The sequence below is a fragment of the Kitasatospora sp. MAA4 genome, assembly GCF_029893355.1.
GTDB lineage: Bacteria > Actinomycetota > Actinomycetes > Streptomycetales > Streptomycetaceae > Kitasatospora.
This window is the reverse complement of the sequence record NZ_JARZAI010000008.1, coordinates 43533-59052: the sequence shown is the minus strand read 5'-3', so window position 1 is coordinate 59052 and position 15520 is coordinate 43533. Positions and strand designations below refer to the sequence as shown.

The window sequence follows — 15520 nt, the reverse complement described above, 5'->3', positions numbered from 1 at the left end:
CGCATCAATGGGATGATCGGAGCAACGCCGAGCCCGCCAGGAGGGACGATGGCCCAGAACGAGCCGCGGCCTCCTTTCTCCGAGGTCCTCGCCGACCGCGAGGCGCGGGAGGTGCTCGCCGCGCTCGGCCGCGCCGACCTGCCGAACGGACTGCTCCCGGCCCTGGACGACTACCACCTGGTCCGGCAGATCCTGGACCGGGCGAGCCTGGGCATCGCCGTCCTCGACCCCGACCTGCGCTACCGCTACGTCAACCGCACGCTGGCCGACATGAACGGGGTGGCCGCCGCCGACCACCTCGGCAAGTGCCTGGAGGACGTCGTCCCGGGCATCGACGTGGCAGCCGCGGAGACTGCGCTGAACTCGGTGCTGGCGGACGGCGAGCCGCGGATGCACACCGTCGAGGGCACCACCGCCTCCGGGCCGGCCACCGAACCGCGCTGGTGGCACAACGCCTACCACCGGCTGGAGGACCGCGACGGTGAGCCGGTGGGCGTGGTGGCGATGGTCCTGGAGATCACCGAGGACCGCCGGATCCGCCAGGCGCTGGACCGCGCCCGGACCCGGCTGGTGCTGCTCGACGAGGCGGCCACCCGGATCGGCACCACCCTGGACGTCGAGCAGACCTGCAGGGAACTGACCCGGCTGCTGGTGCCCCGGTTGGCCGACATCGCCTGCGTGGACGTGCTGGAGACCGACCGGCCGGGCGCCTCCAGCATCCCGACCTCCGCGCTGCGGATGCGCCGGGTGGCGCTCAGCACCACCAGCGCGCTGGTCAAGGCCGGCCGGCAGCTCGGCTCCCCGGGCGTCCTGTTCAGCCCGCAGACCTCGGCCGCGGTCTCCCGCTGCCTGGCCGAGCAGCTGCCGGTGGTGTTCAACTTCCCCTCCGAGCAGGAGATGCTCAGCAACGTCTCGCAGGCCTCCCAGGTGGCGCGCTTCCGCCGTCTCGGCCTGCACTCAGCGGTGTTCGTCCCGCTCACCGCGCGCGGGCAGGTCGTGGGCGTGGTGGTGCTGGTCCGGGCCGGCGACTCCCCCGGGTTCACGCCCGACGAGGTGGAGCTGGTCGCCGAACTGGCCCGGCGCGCCGCCTCCAGCATCAGCAACGCGCAGCGCTACGCCCAGGAGCACGAGACCGCACTGGGGCTCCAGCGGGCGCTGCTCGCCGAACCGATGAGCCCGCACCCGGACGTCGAGTGCGCCAGCCGCTACCTGCCCGCCGGCGCCAGCGCGGAGGTGGGCGGCGACTGGTACGACACGGTGGCCCTGCCGGGCGGCTCGACCCTGCTGGTGGTCGGCGACGTGATGGGACACGGCCTGGACGCGGCCGCGACCATGATCGAGTACCGCTCGCTGGTCCGGGCGCTGGCCCTCCAGCAGCTGCGGCCGAACGAGATCCTCTGCGAGGCCGAGCGGATCGTCGAGGCGCTCGAACTGGAACGGGTGGCGACCTGCCTGCTGGTGCTGATCGACCCGGCCGCCGGGACGTACTCGTTCGCCAGCGCCGGGCACCTGCCGCCGCTCCAACTGGAGCCGGGACGGCCCGCACGGCTGCTGGACGTGCCGGTCGGCCCGCCGCTGGGCACCGGCACCGGCGGCTACCGGCAGCTGACCCTGCCCTACACGCCCGGCCTGACCCTGCTGCTCTACACCGACGGCCTGGTCGAGCGGCGCGGCACGGACATCGAGCAGTCGCTGACCGCCTTCGCGGCGCTGCCGCTGAACCCCTCGGATCCGCTGGAGCACCTGATCGACACGGCCCTGACCGAGCTGGCCGCCGGCCACGGCGAGGACGACGTCGCCGTCCTCGCCGCCCGCCTGACGCCCCCGACGGCGTTCTAGCCCAACACCTGGGCGCGCTCCTCCCGCGCGACCGGCAGCGGCGTGCCGCCGGCCCGCCCGCGCGAGCGGTGCGAGAGCGCCAGGTAGACCAGCGCCGCCACGGCGCCCGAGAGCAGGAAGCTGACGTCGATCCCGCCGGTCATCGGGAGCAGCGGCCCCTGGTAGACGGGGGTGTCGACCGAGCAGAGGCCGACCGCGCCGCCCAGCACCCAGGCGACGGTGGCGGGCAGGTTCCAGCCGGCCTTGTACCAGTAGATCCCGCCGCGGGTCCGCTGGTTGAGCACCTGGAGCGAGGGGCGGTCGTAGTCGCCGCGGCAGCGCCGGAAGCCGATCAGGGTGATCACCGCCCACGGCGTGCCGATCGCGGTGAGGATCAGCACGAAGGAGGTCACCGCGTCCTGGGCGCTCCAGACGAAGTGGCCCAGGAAGACCAGCAGGGTGGCCATCGCGGCCACCACGTAGGTGGCCTGCAGGCGGGTGGCGCGCGGCAGGATCGCGTCCAGGTCCAGGCCCATGCTGTAGAGCATCAGGCCGGAGTTGCCCGCGCTGCCCATCAGCCCGTTGACCAGCAGCGGCAGCAGGAACCAGGCCGGCGCGCCGGCCAGCAGCCCGCCCACGTAGTTGCTGCCCGCGCCGGTCGCGACGGCGGTGAAGGTGCCGAACAGCTGCGGAATCAGCAGGCCGAGGAAGAGTCCGGCACCGGTCGCCCAGAGCACCTTGCGGCTGGAGTGCCGGGCCGGGGAGACGTACCGGGTGTAGTCGCCCAGCAGCGTGATGAAGGCGATCGGGCCGCTCAGCCCGGCCGAGACCACGGCCAGCAGCCAGGTCTGCCAGAAGCCGCCCAGCAGGTAGTGGCCGTGCAGGGAGGCGTGGAAGTGCGGGGCGAAGGCGAACAGGCCCAGCACCAGCAGCACCGACATGCACCACATCAGCCACTTCTCCAGCTTCAGCAGCAGCTGGTAGCCGAAGACCGCGAACGTCGCGCTGAGCGCGGCCAGCACGGTGTACGTGACCACGTAGGCCGGTCCGTGGGCCGGCAGGCCGACCATCCGGTTCAGCGCACCGACCACCACGTCGCCGCCCACCCAGAGCGCCAGCGCGGTGTAGCCGAGCGAGAGCAGCAGGCCCACCACCGACCCGATCAGCCGGCCGCGTACGCCGAAGTGCGCGCCGCTGCTGGTGGAGAGGTTGGTGGCGCTGCGCAGCGAGACCAGGGCCAGCGGCGCGACCAGCAGGATGCCCACCGCCGTGCCCAGGATCAGCGCGGTGCAGCTCGCCCAGAAGGAGAGGCCGAAGGAGACCGGGAGCCACCCGAAGACGACCACACCGAACGCCAGGTTGGAGCCGATCAGGATGCTCAACACGTCCCGTGGAGTGCTGGTGCGCTCAGCGTCGGGGATGGTGTCCACGCCGTGTTGCTCGATGAGGCTGTGGCCTGGGCCGTTCGCTGCGGAGCCGTCGGGGGACGCGGAGCCGTGGTTCATCGGTGCCTTTCTGACATTCAGCCGCTCCGGCGGGTGCAGGTGCCGGGGCGGTCGTCTATCAGCGTGGCCCAAACGGGCGAGCGAACAGAATCGGCCGAATGTCTGATTCAGGCCGATTGATCCGCGGGTCCCCCGTAGCTTTCTCCAGCCGCTACTCCTCCTCCTCGTGCTCCGCCCGGACCGCGCGCTCGGCTGCCGCCTGGGCCGCCTGCACCTCGGCCTCCACCTCCTCGGCCGGACGACGCACGACGGTGCCGCCGTACCGCGCGGCGATCGCGTCGGCGGTGTCGGGGGTGTGCTCGCGCAGCTCGGCGATCAGCAGGCTGCCGCCCTCGGCGAGGCCGCTGCTGTAGACCATCAGGCCCTCGGCGGCGTCCTGGAAGTGCTGGATCTCGGCCGCGCCGCCCAGCATCGTGCCGGCCGTCCACCCGAGGAAGACGCCGAGCGGACCACCGAGCAGGCCGACCAGGCCACCGACCACCCCGCCGGCCACCGTCGCCGCGCCGGCTCCGCGCACCCAGCTCTCGGGCACGTCCAACAGCCCGTCGACGGACCTCTCCAGCACCGCGGCCTGACGGACCCCGTGCACCTCCTTCACCTCCTCGTAGGCGGCGCGGGCACTGCCCCCGTCCTGGAAGGTGACGAAGAGCATGGTGTGGGTCTCGGGCATCAAAAGGGCCTCTCGACGTGCCGTGCAAGCTGTATCGGCACCTTAGACCGACTGCTACGGGGTATTCCGTCACCACCGGTCCGCGACACGACGATCGAAGGCGGTCGAGACACACGTGACAGAAGCCGTACAAGCTGACAATCGGACCATGACGCTCCGAGCCGCGTTCTCCGATCCCGTCCGGTACGGTTCGCTGGCCGCCGGCGCGCTCCCCGTGCTGGCCTTCCCCCCGCTCGACCTGGAGGCGCTGGCCTGGGTGGCGCTGGTGCCCGGGCTGCTGCTGATGCAGCGCGCCCCGCACGCCCGGGAGGCGGCGGTGCGCGGGTGGTGGTTCGGCACCGGGTTCGTGCTGACCGCGATGTACTGGCTGGTCCCCACGGTCGGCCCCGGGCTGCTGCTGATCGCGGCGCTGTTCGGCGTCCTGCAGGGCGGCGTGGGCCTGGCGGTCTGGACGCTGCTGCGCCCGCCGCTGACCCCCGGCCGGGCCGGCGCGGCGCTGGTGGTGGTCCCGTCCGCCTGGGTGGTCAGCGAGTTCGCCCGCTCCTGGCAGGCGCTGGGCGGGCCGTGGGCGCTGCTCGGGGCCACCCAGTGGCGCCACCCCACGGTGCTCGCGCTCGCCTCGATCGGCGGCGTCTGGCTGGTGAGCGCGGCCGTGGTGACGGCCAACACCGGTGTGCTGATCATCCTGCTGGCGGACCGGCTACCGGTCCGCACCACCGGCGCCGCGGCGACCGCCCTGGTGCTGCTCGCCGGACCGCTCGGCTTCTGGCTGCAACCGGGCCCGGTGCCCGTCCGCTACGAGAGCGTCGCACTGGTGCAGCCGGGCGTGCTGCCCGACGTCGCCACCCGCTTCGACGCCTCCGCCCGGATCACCGCCGACCTGCCGGGACCCCGCCCGGACCTGATCGTCTGGGGCGAGAGCAGCGTCGGCACCGACCTGACCCGCGACACCGCGACGCTCGCCCGGCTGCGCGCACTCTCCGCCTCCGCCGACGCCGAACTGCTGGTCAACGAGGACGCCCGGAAGGCCGACGGGACCATCTCCAAGGACGCCGTGCTGATCGGCCCCGACGGCATCCGGGCGCGCTACGCCAAGATGCGCCTGGTGCCGTTCGGCGAGTACATCCCGCTGCGCCCACTGCTCGGCTGGATCGCCGGGATCAGCCGCGCCGCCGCCGAGAACCGCACCCCGGGCACCTCGTTCCACCTCTTCGACCCCACCGACCGGACCGGACGCCAGCTCCCGCTCGGGGTGCTGATCTGCTTCGAGTCGGCCTTCCCCGACATGGCCAGGACGGCCGCCGACCAGGGCGCGCAGCTGATCGTCTACCAGTCCGCGACCTCCAGCTTCCAGGACACCGCGGCCCCCGACCAGCACGCCTCACTGGCCGCGCTGCGGGCCGCCGAGACCGGACGACCGGTCGTGCAGGCGGCGCTCACCGGCGTCTCGGTGGCCTTCGACGCGCAGGGCCGCCAACTCGCCCGCTACGGCACCGGCCGCACCGGCGCCCTCACCGTGCGCCTCGCACTGCCCGACGCCCGCTCGCGCACCTGGTACGACCGGGTCGGCGACGTGGTTCCCTGGACGGCCGTCCTGGTCAGCGCCTGCGCGACCGCCCTGGCGCTGCGCCCCGGCCGCCGCCGGCACCCGCAGCCGCTCGGCCCCGAGCGCGTACCGGCGACCCCGGTCCCGTAGGACTCAGGTCTTGCGCGCGCGGCTGGGTTGGACCCGGGGCGGCTCGCCCGGCGCCTTCGGGTGGTCGGGCGGGTACGGCAGCTCGCCCAGACCCTCGTCGCGTGCCTGCCGCGCGGCCAGCTCCAGGACGGCCTCCAGGCCGAAGGCGTGCTCGGCCAGCTCCGCGAAGGGATCGCCCGAGGCGGCGAGCCGGGCCGGCACGGTGCGGAGCGTGAAGTCCAGCGGCGTGGCGCCGTCCAGCTCCTCCCAGGCCAGCGGCGTCGAGGCGGTCGCCTCCGGCCTGGCGCGCAGCGAGTACGCGGAGGCGATGGTCCGGTCCCGGGCCATCTGGTTGTAGTCCACGAAGACCTTCTCGCCGCGCTCCTCCTTCCACCACGCGGTGGTGACCGCCTCCGGCATCCGGCGCTCCAGCTCCCGGCCCAGCGCGATCGCGGCCCCGCGCACCTCGGGGTACGTCCAGTCGGGCCGGATCGGGACGTAGACGTGCAGGCCGCGCCCGCCGGAGGTCTTGGGCCAGCCGCGCAGGCCGTGCTCGTCCAGCACCACCCGCAGCTCGTGCGCCGCCCGGACGGCGTCGCGGAAGTCCGTCCCGGGCTGCGGGTCCAGGTCGAGCCGCAGTTCGTCGGGGCGGTCGGTGTCGCCGCGGCGGACCGGCCAGGGGTGGAAGGTCAGGCAGCCGAGGTTGGCGGCCCAGAGCACGGCGGCCGGCTCGGTCGGGCAGATCTCGTCGGCGAAACGGCCGCTGGGGAAGGCGATCCGCGCGGTGGGCAGCCAGTCCGGCAGGCTCTTGGGCGCGCGCTTCTGGTAGAAGAACTCGCCCTCGACCCCGTCGGGGAACCGCTGCAAGGTGGTCGGCCGATCGCGCACCCCGCGCAGCACCGCCTCGCCGACGGCCTGGTAGTACTGGGCGACGTCCAACTTGGTGAACCCCGGAACGGGGTAGTACACCTTGCCCGGGTTCGAGATCCGCACGCTGCGCCCGCCGACCTCCAGCTCCACCGCTTCAGCCATGCCTCCACGGTAGGTCCGCACCCGGAAAGCGGCGCGACATGCAGATACGCAACCGGCGACGCACCATCGGAGGATGGACCTCCCGATCATGCCGCCGGTCGAGCCCATGCTGGCCAAGGCGGTGGACGAGATTCCCGCGGGCATGCAGTACGAGGCCAAGTGGGACGGATTCCGCTCGATCGTCTTCCGCGACGGCGCGGAGGTGGAGTTGGCCAGCCGCACCGGCAAGTCCCTGACCAGGTACTTCCCCGAGCTGGTGACCGCACTGCGCGCCGAGCTGCCGGAGCGCTGCGTGCTGGACGGCGAGATCGTCCTGGCGCACGACGGGCGGCTGCACTTCGAGGAGCTCCAGGAGCGGATCCACCCGGCGGCCTCCCGGGTCCGCACGCTGGCCGAGCGCACGCCCGCCTCGTTCGTCGCCTTCGACCTGCTGGCCCTCGGGGACGTCCTGCTCACCGAGCAGCCGCTGTCCGCCCGGCGCGACGCGCTGGTGGCCGTCCTCGCCACCGCCGGTCCGCCCGTGCACACCGCTCCCGCCACCACCGACCGGGAGCTGGCCCGCAGCTGGTTCACCCGCTTCGAGGGCGCCGGCCTGGACGGGATCGTGGCGAAACCGCTCGATCAGCCGTACCGGCCGGGAGTGCGGTCGATGTTCAAGATCAAGCACGGCCGCACCGCCGACTGCGTGGTGGCCGGCTACCGCGACCACAAGGACGGCGGCGGCGCCGGCTCGCTCCTGCTGGGCCTCTACGACGCGGCGGGCGTCCTGCAGCACGTCGGGGTCTGCTCCTCGTTCACCGCGGCCCGCCGCCGCGAGCTGGCCGAGGAGCTGGCGCCGCTGCGGATGGCCGATCCGAGCGGCCACCCCTGGGCGGCCTGGACGGACGACTCCGCGCACGAGAGCGCCCGGCTGCCCGGCGCGCCGAGCCGGTGGAGCGGCGGCAAGGACGCCACCTGGGTGCCGCTGCGCCCCGAACGGGTCTGCGAGGTCGGCTACGACCACATGGAGGGCAGCCGGTTCCGGCACACCACCCGTTTCAAGCGCTGGCGACCCGACCGGGCGCCGGAGAGCTGCGACTACCGGCAGCTGGAGGAGCCGGTCGGCTACGACCTGGCCGAGCTGCTCGCCACCCGTCCCCGGGCCTGAGCGCGCGAGATTTGGCACCATCGTTACAGGGGGTCGCAAGACCGATGAGGTGAGCGCGGATGTCCAACGACGCGATCGTGCTGCTCAAGGAGGACCGCAAGGAGATCCTCCGGCTGTTCGGGGCCTACCGTGACTACCTGGCGCAGCGCGCCACCGGGGCGGCCGACGACGCGGCCGGATCCGACCTCGCGGATCGGATCGTGCACCTCCTCACCGTCCACACGTACCTGGAGGACGAGGTGCTGTACCCGCGGCTGCGCGCCCTGCTGTCCGACCCCGAGAACGAGGTGCTGCGCAGCTACCGCCTGCACCGCACGGCCGACGAGCTCTGCGAGGAGCTCGGTGCGCGGCCCGACGGCGAGTCGCCCGAGGCCCGGGCGGCGCACGACACCCGGGTGCTGGAGCTGATCGACACGGTCAGCCGACACATCGAGGCGGAGGAGCGCGACTGGTTCCCGCTGGTGCGGGCCAGCGTCAGCCGCAAGACGCTCCAGGAGATCGGCACCCAGCTGATCGCGGTCCGCGAGACCGCCCCACGCCCGCCGTCGAGCCCGCCCGGTTTCCCGAGCGCCCCGACGGGCAATCCGCCCATAGAGGACTAACCACCGCAGACCACCCCCGGCACCGAGGAGGCATCCCCATGCGAATCTCCGACTTCCCGCCCGGCACCCACCAGGGCATCGCCGCCGGCGACCTCATGGGCGACCGCCTGCTGCACGAGCTGGAGCAGCTGCACCGGACCAGGCACGAGACCTTCCTGTACGGCTCCGACGAGGCGCTGCGGCGGCACACCGAGCGGACCGCCGAGCTGGAGGCCGAGTACCTGCGCCGCTTCCCGATCCGGATGGTCACCGCCGGCCGCACCCGGGCGGGAGCCCGCGCACGGGAGGCCGCCGCCCGGGCCGAAGCCTCCCCCCACTGAGGGCGGGCCGGAGCGATGGCGCACGACGCCGCGAGCAGGCAGCAGCGCGAGATCCTGCGGCTGCACACCGAGGCACTCGCCTCCTTCGGCCGCCGGGTACACCTGGTGGCCGCCAATCAGTGGACGGCGCCGACGCCGTGCAGCGAGTGGTCGGTGTACGACCTGGTCCACCACCTCACGGTCCAGCAACTGTGGGTACCCAAACGGCTGATGGGCGCAGCCGCCGGCGAACCGCCGGCCGGCGGGCGCGGCGACGACCTCGCGGCGGCCTGGACGGCGGCGGCCGACGCGGCCCGCGAGGCGTTCGCCGTCCCCGGCGCACTCGACCTGACCGTCCATCTGCCCGGCGGCGACCGCTCCGCGCTCGACTACTGCGCCGCACTGATCACGGACGCCACCGTGCACACCTGGGACCTCGCCCGCGCCACCGGCGGCGACACCCATCTCGCCCCCGAACTCGTCGAGTTCGCCCTCCACGAGGCCACCCGCCAACGCGACCGCCCGCCCAGCCCGGCCCACTACGCCCCCGCCGTCCCCACCGCCCCGAACGCCGACCCGCAGACCCGCCTGCTGGCCCTCCTCGGCCGCCGACTGGGCGCCTGCTCCGAGGTCGACCCCGAGTTCACCTGGTAGCCCCTCACCTCACCCCACGTCACCGCCCACCCGGGTATCCGCTCCCGATACCACCCGGTCGGAGTGACGTGGGCTCAGTCGTGTACCGTCTGGCGATCCAAGGCCGTGTGGCCGGTTCCGGGTTCAAACCGCCTGGTCGACGCCTTGAGAACAGCACGCACCACCATTTCCAGGGAGCAACCCTCAGTGCACCGACCTCTCCGCAGGACGCTTCCGGCGCTGGCAATCGCCGGTATAGCCCTCGCCACCCCGCTCGCCTTCGCCACCTCGGCGCAGGCCAAGCCGTCGAACCAGTGCTCGTCGGTCGGCGTCGAGTACTCGACGGACGGCGGCCAGACCTGGTCGCAGGCCGGCCGAGTGGGCCAGCCGTACACGAAGTTCGTCGTCCGCCTCACGGAAACCCCGGCCGACGGGTGCGAGTACAAGGTGTCGCTCGCCTCGTACAGCACCCAGGGCCCGAGCTGGTCGACCTCCGGCACCCAGACCTTCCTGGGCTGGGACACCACCACGCTCGACAAGAAGCAGCCCAAGGCGACGCTGGACGTCAGCAGCCACACCCCGCCGTGCTTCGGCCAGATCGACCTGTACGGCACGGGCGTCAAGCACGACGGCATCACCGGGCCGCTGCCCAAGTACCCGGACGCGGTCTTCCCGAAGGACCTGATCACCGCGTGGAACGGCGGCACCGCCTGCACCACGCCCACCCCGCCCATCACCCCTCCCACCCACCCCACCCCGCCCGTCACCCCGCCGAGCCCGCCCGTCGCACCGCCGAGCGGCTCGACCAGCACCCCGCCGGCCGGCCCCACCAAGACGCCGTCCGCGTCGCCGTCGCCGTCCTCCTCCACCTCGGCTTCGGCGAAGCCGTCCGGTAGCCCCAGCGCTCCGGCCTCCTCCGCCGCAGCCACCGTGCCGTCGGGTAGCCCGAGCACGCCGGCCACGACGGCCCAGCCGGTCGGCACCCCGGCGATCGCCCCGGCCTCCACGACCCCGACCGGCCTGGCCTTCACCGGTACCAACGGCTCCGCGCTCGTCGGCGTCTCGATCGGCGCGGCCGGTCTGCTCGTCGTCGGCGCCGGCGCGGTGGTCCTCACCCGCCGTCGGGCCGCTCACCGCTGATCCGGTAGCAGCTCGCAGCACCTAGCGGCCCGTGGCCACCGGAGGGGATCCGGTGGCCACGGGCCGCTTGCGCTGTCCGCCGCACCGGCTACGCCTGCCCCGCCGCCCGGGTCGCACGGCTGCCCAACTCGCGCAGGTGGCCGGCGAGTTCAGCCGGCTCCTCGACCCGGAACTCGCAGCCCAGCATCAGCAGCCGGGCGGCCAGCCACTCCAGCGTGTCGGCCTCCGTGCGCAGCCGGCACCGCCCCTCGCCGAGCCCCTCCAGCACCAGCCCGGCCCCGGCCCCGCCGAGCAGGCGCTCAGCCTCCTGAACCGGCAGCTCCAGGACGGCCGTCGCCCGGTAGGTCCGCGCCCGGTTCTGCAACTTGCGGCTGACGTACGCCGCCGCGTCGTCGCCGCCCGGCAGCGTGCGCGGCTCGGTCCGCGCACCGGTGGGCATCGGGTCGCTCAGCCGGTCCATCCGGAAGATCCGCCAGTCGTCGCGGTCGTTGTCGAAGGCGACCAGGTACCAGCGGCGCCCGGTGGCGACCAGCCGGTGCGGCTCGACCAGGCGGCGGCTCACCGTGCCGTCGCCCGTCCGGTAGCCGAACCGCACCCGCTCGCGTCCGATCACCGCGGCGGCCAGCACCGTCAGGTCCGCCGGATCGACGCGCGGGCCGCCGCCGGCCAGCGGGACGGTCGCCGCGTTCAGCGCGCCCACCCGGTGGCGCAGGCGCGAGGGGAGCACCTGCTCCAGCTTGGCCAGCGCACGCACCGCGGCCTCCTCGATGCCGCTCACAGCGGCCCCCGCCGCCGTCCGCAGGCCGACCGCGATGGCCACCGCCTCCTCGTCGTCCAGCAGCAGCGGCGGCATCGCCGCACCGGCGGCCAGCCGGTAGCCACCCACCGCGCCCAGCGTCGCCTGGACGGGATAGCCCAGGTCGCGCAGCCGCTCGATGTCGCGCCGGATGGTGCGCGGGCTCACCCCGAGCCGTTCGGCCAGCTCACTGCCCGGCCACTCGCGCGGGGTCTGGAGCAGGGACAGCAGTTTCAGCAGACGGGCCGGTGTGTCGCTCACGGGATCCAGCATCGCAGGCATCTGGGACAGGAACTGACCTAGATGGGGTCTACCGTCGGGGCCGAAGCAACGCAGACCGTCCCGAAAGGCCAGTACCCATGAGCGCCACCGTCCCGATACCCGCCGCCGATCCGGTGTCAGCGGCCGGCGACCGCCGCCGCTGGATCGCCCTCGCCGTGGTGATGACCGCGTCCTTCATGGACCTGGTCGACGTCACCATCGTGAACATCGCCGTCCCCAGCATCCAGCACCACCTCGGCGCCTCGTTCAGCGCGATCCAGTGGGTCACCGGCGGCTACGCGCTGGCCTTCGCGATCGGCCTGATCACCGGCGGGCGGCTCGGCGACATCTACGGCCGCAAGCGGATCTTCCTGATCGGCATCGCCGGCTTCACCCTCGCCTCGGCGCTCTGCGGCTTCGCCGGCGACCCGGCCGTCCTGGTGGCCACCCGGATCCTCCAGGGCGCCACGGCCGCGCTGATGGTCCCGCAGGTTCTCGCGATCATCCACGTCACCTTCCCGGCCCATGAGCGCGGCAAGGTCTTCGGACTCTTCGGCGCGATGATCGGCCTGGGTGCGGTCTCCGGCCCGCTGCTCGGCGCCCTGCTGACGGAGTGGAACCTCTTCGGCCTGGAGTGGCGCCCGATCTTCCTGATCAACCTCCCGGTCGGCATCGCCGGCCTGCTGCTCGGCCACCGCTACGTCGTGGAGTCCCGGGCCCCGCAGTCGCTGCGCCTGGACCTGGTCGGCATGGCGCTGGCCGGCCTCGGTCTGCTGATGCTGCTCTACCCGCTGACCCAGGGACGCGAGTCGGGCTGGCCGCTGTGGGGCTTCGTCTCGATGGCCTGCTCGCCGCTGGTCCTGGCGCTCTTCGTCCGGTACGAGCGGATCAAGACCCGCCGGGACGGCTCGCCGCTGGTCGAACTCTCGCTCTTCCAGGTGCGCAGCTTCGCGGCCGGCGTGGGCGTGCAGCTGACCTTCGGGGTGGTCTGCGGCATCTTCTTCCTGGTCTGGACCCTGTACATGCAGCTGGGCCTTGGCTGGAGCCCGCTGCGCGCCGGGACGACCGGCATCCCGTTCTCGATCGCGGTCTCCGCCGCCGCAGGACTGTCCGTGGCCAAGCTGGTACCGAGGTTCGGCCGCAAGGTGCTCCAGGCCGGCGCACTGGTGATGGCGGTCGGCGCGCTGATCTACCTCGCCGAGGCGAACCGCTACGGCGCCGGCATCCACCCGTGGCAGATGGCGCTCCCGCTGGTCGTGATGGGTGCGGGGATGGGCCTGGTCGTCGCGCCGCTGACCGACTCGGTGCTCTCCGACGTGCCGCGCGAGCACTCCGGCTCGGCCTCCGGACTGATCAACACGACCCAGCAGCTGGGCAACGCGCTGGGCCTGGGCCTGGTCTCGGTGGCCTTCTTCACCGTGGTGGACCACGCCGACTTCGCGCACTCCTCGGTGTCCGCGGTCTTCACCGACGCCTTCACCCACGCGCTGTGGTGGGTGGTCGGCGGCCTGCTGGCGATGTCCGCGCTGCTGCTCGCGCTGCCGCCGAAGGCCCGTCCGCACACCGACGAGGAGGCGGACCAGGCGCCCGCCGACCAGGCTCAGACCCAGGCGCTCCCGGTGGGCTGAGCCAGCCGAAGCCGTCCGGGCCGCGGGTTCTCCAGCAGCTCGGACGGCGGAACCACCAGCACCTCGCACCCGGCGTGCGCCTTGCAGTAGCGGGCCACCGGGCCGAGGTGCCGGTGCAGCCGGCCGGGCCGGCCGCTGCCGACGACCAGCAGGTCGGTGGGGCGGTCGGCGGCGGCCAGCAGCGCCTGCGCGGCCTCGGCCCTGAGCACCTCGGGGTGGATCAGCAGGCCCGACGGGTAGCCGCCGAAGGCCTGCTCGAAGGCCGCGTCCAGCCGCCGGCGCGCCTGGCTCTCCGGGTCGTCGAACGGCCGCAGCACCTCGTCCGCCCGCTGCCAGGCGGCCACCGGCACCAGCACGGCGCCCAGCCGCCCGGCCTCGCCGACCGCGCGGTAGAGGGCCGCCAGACTGCTCGCCGAGCCGCTGAGGCCGACCACGACCCGCCTGCCCTGTGCCGTGTCGATTCCGGCCATCTCGATCGCTTCCTCTCCGCGCCCGCCGATCCCCGGGTCCACCTCCATTGGAGCCCCGAACCGCCGGGCCCGCGCTGCCTCTTGACGCCTGCCGTACGCCCGGCCCGCAAGCCTTGACGCGCCCTTGACGCCGGGTCAGGCGTCCCGGTGCAGGAGCAGCATCGCCGCGTCGTCCTCGGCGTCCAGCCGCTCGCTCAGCGTGTCGCGGACGTGGTCGGCGAGCGCGGAGAGCGGGGTGGGACCGGTCGCGAAGACCGCGGCCAGCCGGTCGAGGCCCTGGTCGAGGTCCTCGCCGGGCCGCTCCACCAGGCCGTCGCTGTAGAGCAGCAGGGTGGAGCCCGGCGCCAGGTGGAAGGAGGTCCGGGGGTAGGACGGCGGCCCCAACTCGGCCGGCAGTCCCAGCGGGGGCCCGCCGGCCACCTCGATCCGCTCCACCGTGCCACCCGCGTGCCGCACCAGCGGCGGCAGGTGGCCGGCGTTCGCGGCCCGGACCGCGCCGGTGGCGAGCGACACCTGCGCGTACAGGCAGGTGGCGAACCGGTCCGCGTGCAGCTCGGTGAGGAACGCCGAGGCGCGCATCAGGACGCTCTCGCTGCTGTGCCCCTCGGCCGCGTACGCCGTCATCGCGATCCGCAGCTGGCCCATCACGGCGGCCGCCTCGGTGTCGTGGCCCTGGACGTCCCCGATCGCCACGCCCACGCCGCCGCCCGCCAGCGGCACCGCGTCGTACCAGTCCCCGCCGATCCAGGTGCCCACCCGGGCCGTCCGGTAGCGCACCGCCAGGCTGCCGCCGGTCAGCGACGGCAGCCGCCGCGGCAGCATCGCGCTCTGCAGGCCCGCCGCGATCTCCCGCGACTGGTCCACCAGCATCGCCCGCTGGAGGGACTGCGCGATGGCGCTGGAGAGCGCGGTCAGCAGGGTGCGGTCCTCGCTGTTGAAACCCCGCTTGCCCTCGTAGACCAGCGCGATCGCCCCGACCGGGCGGCCCTGCGCGACCAGCGGCAGGAAGGCCGCCGCCGTGGCGCGGCTGTCGCCCACGTACGGGGCCAGGAGCGGGTAGCGGCGCAGGAAGACCGTGCGGGAGGTGAAGAAGCTCGGCTCGCCGGAGCGCACCACGTCGTTGAGCGGCCAGGGCTCGGACAGCCGGGCCCGCTGCACGGCGCGCACCCGCACGTTGACCTCGCCCACCGCGCCGACCAGCCGCAGCCGTCCCTGGTCGATCACGCCCAGGGTGATGCCCTGGGTGCCCAGCCGGCGCATGCTCTGGTCGCCGGTCAGCACGTCCACCACGTCCTGGACGGTGAGCGCCTCGCCCAGCGCCCGCGCCACCTCGCGCAGCGCGTCCTCCTGGTGGCGCCGGTCGTCCTCGGCCATCAGGCGCAGCGCCGAGTGCGCGAGCTCCTGGGTCGCGTCGCGCACCACGCCGACCACCCGGATCCCCGGCCGGGCCGGGTCGCGGACCACCTGGCCCTGGGTGTGGGTCCAGCGCAGCGAGCCGTCTCGGCGGCGGATCCGGAAGTAGCTGCTGTAGGCGTCGCTGCGGCCCGCGACGATGTCCTCGACGAGTGCGAACAGCCGGGTCTCCTCCTCCGGCGGGATCCGCTGGGCCAGGTCGTCCGCCGTGCCGTCGTACTCCTCCGGACGCAGGTCGAAGACCCGCAGTCCGACGGCGTCCAGCGTGAAGCGGCCAGTGGCCGGGACCCACTCGAAGCAGCCGATCCCGGTCGCCGCCATCGCCTCGGACGCATCGACGTGCGCGGCGGGCTCCTCGCTCACTGACTCTCCGCCCGTCGGTAGCACAGAACGGACATCACACCCAGAACGTACCGCGCGCGCACCGGCCG

General features: G+C 73.7%; 14 protein-coding genes. 8 read left to right on the top strand and 6 right to left on the bottom strand.

Annotation, left to right across the window (positions count from 1 at the left end; all coding sequences use genetic code 11):
- Positions 1-48: 48 nt before the first annotated feature.
- Entirely contained in the window at positions 49-1839 is a 1791-nt protein-coding gene (locus P3T37_RS13055; RefSeq protein WP_280723730.1) for a SpoIIE family protein phosphatase, read from the top strand.
- Here the strand turns inward: P3T37_RS13055 and P3T37_RS13050 are convergent.
- Both P3T37_RS13050 and P3T37_RS13045 read right to left on the bottom strand, forming a co-directional pair.
- Positions 1836-3323: a cytosine permease gene (locus P3T37_RS13050; RefSeq protein WP_280723729.1), complete on the bottom strand. Its 1488-nt coding sequence runs from the start codon at positions 3321-3323 to the stop codon at positions 1836-1838. The genes P3T37_RS13055 and P3T37_RS13050 overlap by 4 nt on opposite strands.
- Positions 3324-3474: 151 nt before the next feature.
- Positions 3475-3993 carry a histidine kinase gene (locus P3T37_RS13045; protein WP_280723728.1) on the bottom strand — a complete coding sequence of 173 codons (519 nt, stop codon included), beginning with the start codon at positions 3991-3993 and terminating at the stop codon, positions 3475-3477.
- A gap of 148 nt (positions 3994-4141) precedes the next feature.
- Here P3T37_RS13045 and lnt point away from each other — a divergent pair, with 148 nt between their 5' ends.
- Positions 4142-5689 carry an apolipoprotein N-acyltransferase gene (gene lnt / locus P3T37_RS13040; protein WP_280723727.1) on the top strand — a complete coding sequence of 516 codons (1548 nt, stop codon included), beginning with the start codon at positions 4142-4144 and terminating at the stop codon, positions 5687-5689.
- 3 nt (positions 5690-5692) lie between these two features.
- On the opposite strand, the gene ligD is transcribed toward lnt, so the two are convergent.
- Positions 5693-6700, bottom strand: a complete 1008-nt coding sequence (gene ligD, locus P3T37_RS13035; RefSeq protein ID WP_280723726.1) for a non-homologous end-joining DNA ligase — start codon at positions 6698-6700, stop codon at positions 5693-5695.
- A gap of 73 nt (positions 6701-6773) precedes the next feature.
- On the opposite strand from ligD, the gene P3T37_RS13030 reads away from it, so the two are divergent.
- The 5 genes from P3T37_RS13030 to P3T37_RS13010 all read left to right on the top strand — a co-directional run bounded on the left by P3T37_RS13030 (position 6774) and on the right by P3T37_RS13010 (position 10521).
- Positions 6774-7847, top strand: a complete 1074-nt coding sequence (locus tag P3T37_RS13030) for an ATP-dependent DNA ligase (RefSeq protein ID WP_280723725.1) — start codon at positions 6774-6776, stop codon at positions 7845-7847.
- A 59-nt stretch (positions 7848-7906) separates the two neighbouring features.
- The gene (locus P3T37_RS13025) at positions 7907-8449 is read left to right on the top strand and encodes a hemerythrin domain-containing protein (protein ID WP_280723724.1); all 543 of its coding nucleotides are present in this window, start codon (positions 7907-7909) and stop codon (positions 8447-8449) included.
- Positions 8450-8487: 38 nt separating this feature from the next.
- The gene (locus tag P3T37_RS13020) at positions 8488-8769 is read left to right on the top strand and encodes a DUF6158 family protein (RefSeq protein ID WP_280723723.1); all 282 of its coding nucleotides are present in this window, start codon (positions 8488-8490) and stop codon (positions 8767-8769) included.
- 15 nt (positions 8770-8784) lie between these two features.
- The gene (locus tag P3T37_RS13015) at positions 8785-9402 is read left to right on the top strand and encodes a TIGR03086 family metal-binding protein (protein WP_280723722.1); all 618 of its coding nucleotides are present in this window, start codon (positions 8785-8787) and stop codon (positions 9400-9402) included.
- Between the two features lie 186 nt (positions 9403-9588).
- The gene (locus P3T37_RS13010; protein WP_280723721.1) at positions 9589-10521 is read left to right on the top strand and encodes a hypothetical protein; all 933 of its coding nucleotides are present in this window, start codon (positions 9589-9591) and stop codon (positions 10519-10521) included.
- A gap of 88 nt (positions 10522-10609) precedes the next feature.
- Here the strand turns inward: P3T37_RS13010 and P3T37_RS13005 are convergent, their stop codons facing one another.
- Positions 10610-11578, bottom strand: coding sequence for a YafY family protein (locus P3T37_RS13005; RefSeq protein ID WP_280723720.1), 969 nt, complete (start codon positions 11576-11578; stop codon positions 10610-10612).
- Between the two features lie 98 nt (positions 11579-11676).
- On the opposite strand from P3T37_RS13005, the gene P3T37_RS13000 reads away from it, so the two are divergent.
- On the top strand, positions 11677-13206 hold the full coding sequence (locus P3T37_RS13000) for an MFS transporter (protein WP_280723719.1): 1530 nt from the start codon (positions 11677-11679) through the stop codon (positions 13204-13206).
- Here the strand turns inward: P3T37_RS13000 and P3T37_RS12995 are convergent.
- Both P3T37_RS12995 and P3T37_RS12990 read right to left on the bottom strand, forming a co-directional pair.
- Entirely contained in the window at positions 13179-13676 is a 498-nt protein-coding gene (locus P3T37_RS12995; RefSeq protein ID WP_280723718.1) for a universal stress protein, read from the bottom strand. The two genes, P3T37_RS13000 and P3T37_RS12995, sit on opposite strands and share 28 nt — an antisense overlap.
- Positions 13677-13811: 135 nt before the next feature.
- The gene (locus tag P3T37_RS12990) at positions 13812-15452 is read right to left on the bottom strand and encodes a SpoIIE family protein phosphatase (protein ID WP_280723717.1); all 1641 of its coding nucleotides are present in this window, start codon (positions 15450-15452) and stop codon (positions 13812-13814) included.
- Positions 15453-15520 lie beyond the last annotated feature (68 nt).

What these genes read in the sequence shown, in the direction of transcription:
- P3T37_RS13025 (WP_280723724.1), top strand. Translation starts at nt 7,907, where the DNA reads ATGTCCAACGACGCGATCGTGCTGCTCAAGGAGGACCGCAAGGAGATC.
- P3T37_RS13020 (WP_280723723.1), top strand. Translation starts at nt 8,488, where the DNA reads ATGCGAATCTCCGACTTCCCGCCCGGCACCCACCAGGGCATCGCCGCC.
- lnt (WP_280723727.1), top strand. Translation starts at nt 4,142, where the DNA reads ATGACGCTCCGAGCCGCGTTCTCCGATCCCGTCCGGTACGGTTCGCTG.
- P3T37_RS13030 (WP_280723725.1), top strand. Translation starts at nt 6,774, where the DNA reads ATGGACCTCCCGATCATGCCGCCGGTCGAGCCCATGCTGGCCAAGGCG.
- P3T37_RS13015 (WP_280723722.1), top strand. Translation starts at nt 8,785, where the DNA reads ATGGCGCACGACGCCGCGAGCAGGCAGCAGCGCGAGATCCTGCGGCTG.
- P3T37_RS13050 (WP_280723729.1), bottom strand. Translation starts at nt 3,323, where the DNA reads ATGAACCACGGCTCCGCGTCCCCCGACGGCTCCGCAGCGAACGGCCCA.
- ligD (WP_280723726.1), bottom strand. Translation starts at nt 6,700, where the DNA reads ATGGCTGAAGCGGTGGAGCTGGAGGTCGGCGGGCGCAGCGTGCGGATC.
- P3T37_RS13000 (WP_280723719.1), top strand. Translation starts at nt 11,677, where the DNA reads ATGAGCGCCACCGTCCCGATACCCGCCGCCGATCCGGTGTCAGCGGCC.
- P3T37_RS12995 (WP_280723718.1), bottom strand. Translation starts at nt 13,676, where the DNA reads ATGGCCGGAATCGACACGGCACAGGGCAGGCGGGTCGTGGTCGGCCTC.
- P3T37_RS13055 (WP_280723730.1), top strand. Translation starts at nt 49, where the DNA reads ATGGCCCAGAACGAGCCGCGGCCTCCTTTCTCCGAGGTCCTCGCCGAC.
- P3T37_RS13045 (WP_280723728.1), bottom strand. Translation starts at nt 3,993, where the DNA reads ATGCCCGAGACCCACACCATGCTCTTCGTCACCTTCCAGGACGGGGGC.